General features: G+C 42.4%; 2 protein-coding genes. Both read right to left on the reverse strand.

All coding sequences use genetic code 11. The features are described 5' to 3' along the window. Positions 1-322, reverse strand: a 322-nt coding sequence (locus ACTQ3K_RS12530) for an ATP-binding protein (RefSeq protein ID WP_441566857.1), incomplete at its 3' end; no start/stop codon positions are given. 6 nt (positions 323-328) lie between these two features. After that, positions 329-1864, reverse strand: a complete 1536-nt coding sequence (istA, locus tag ACTQ3K_RS12535) for an IS21 family transposase (protein WP_441566855.1) — start codon at positions 1862-1864, stop codon at positions 329-331. Positions 1865-2022: the final 158 nt, after the last annotated feature.

The following is a 2022-nucleotide window of genomic DNA, read 5'->3' on the forward strand; positions in this document are numbered from 1 at the left end:
CACCGGTAATAAAAAGGTTCCGGTGTTCAGATATATACTCACAAGTTGCAAGCCGGTTAATAAGAGCCTTGTTGAGTTTGCGACCGGAAGTGTAGTTGATATCCATGATATTTGCTTCCGGCTGGTCGAATCCGGCATTACGGATCAGTCGTTTCTGACGATTATTTTTACGATTGCTGTATTCGATGTCCACCAGCATACCAAAACGGTCCTCAAATGGTACTTCTTTAAATTTAGGATCATCCAGTTGGTTACGAAATACATCTGCCATGGTAGTAAGGCGCATTTCAATTAATTTATCTATTGTACTCTGATTTGTCATATGTGTTTACCTCCGATAGTAATCGGCACCTCTTGTGATGCCATGTGCTTTATGTGTGGTCTTGAATTCAGTTGTTTCTGATTCCGGTTTTACAGAACTTGTTACAAGGATGTTTTTAATACTCTTGTAACTGGGCGAGGATGTATAGGATAAAGCTTTTTTACAGGCTGCTTCAAGCAATGCATCTGAGTATTTCTCAGCAAGCTTTAGAAGTCCCATACAACTTCGGTAGGTCTGTTGTTCCACACTTTTGGAGGTCAGTATTGCATTGACCACAGTGTACGTATTTATGCCAATCCGCTCAGCCCATTTGCGGAACCGGTCGCCATTCCATTCCAGATATTTCTGGTGGTCTTCCGGCATATGTTCTGTGACAGTGCTGTACTGCCCAGGGCGTCCTTTCAGACGACGATGGGAAGCAATGCGGTTATGGTTGTAGAAAATTTCAATAGTGGTATCTGTTACCTTTACATCAACTTTCTTTTTGATGTATTCATAAGGAACTGAGTATAGCATTCCGTCCACAGATATGTGATAATTGAACTGGACAGTGGCTGTTTTCCAGTCACTCAGTTCAAAACGGGTAGCAGGTAATGGTGCCAGCAATGGTTTTTCTTCCTCAAGAAATAAGATTCGCCGACTACCCTCTTTCTTTTGAAAGAGCCTTTGGTTGAACAGTTCGAGCTTGTCTCTGATTGCACGATTTAATTCGGCAAGGGAGAAGAACTGTTCATCCCGAAGTGCTGCTGTTATCCAGGTAGAGATATTTCCTACCATTCCTTCAGCATTCGGCTTATCCTTGGGAGTTCTGACACGAGCCGGAATAATAGCTGTACCATAGTGTTCAGCCATTTCCTGATAAGTTTCATTGATCTGCTGGTCTTTCCATCCACCATTGTGAACAACTGCAGTTTTGCAGTTATCCGGTACGAGAATCTTAGCAACACCGCCAAAGTACTCGTACATATGGACATGTGCATTAATCCATGATTTCTGCTTCATATCCAGAAATGCTTCCACATATGCATACTGGCTGTAAGTCATTACACCAACAAATATGTATGCCTTAATGATTTCTCCAGTATCTGGATCAATGATTGTTGCAGGATCACCTGCCCAGTCAACTTCAACCTGTTCACCGGGTTTCCGGTTGATATGCATGGTAGCACGATGTTTCTGCTCTTCCTGTTGGATATGGTAGCAGAACTGTGAATACATGAGTGGTTCTTCGCCATTGACACGGCAATCCTCCATGTATTCGGTCCACAGGAGTTTTTTACTTACACCGTTACGGAGTAATTCCTTGCGGATGTAATCGTAGTCAGGCATACGCTTTTGAGGACGGCTGTTTAGTTTTGGATAAAACAACTTTTCGAGAGCCTCATCTGTTTGATTGTCTTGCAAAGGCCAGCAAAGCTTTAATTCCTGAGCCCTTTTTAAGACTTTCGAAACAGTGTTTCTGGAACACGGAACACTTAATGCTATGTTCCTGTTGCTGAATCCCAGACTTGAAAGTCTGAGGATTTCACGATATTTGGTCATAAGGATGACCTCCTTCATAATAGATTTACACAATAAATGTGCATAAATCTATTATAAAACTGAAGTGGCTCATTATGACCGGAATAGTGGCTCACACATATCCGGAATGGTGGCTCAAGCTTGCCGGACAGGTGGCTCATTGGAGCACAGATTATTCA

Origin of the sequence: Candidatus Paralachnospira sp. LCP21S3_A2, from assembly GCF_052118925.1 — a bacterium.
GTDB lineage: Bacteria > Bacillota > Clostridia > Lachnospirales > Lachnospiraceae > Lientehia.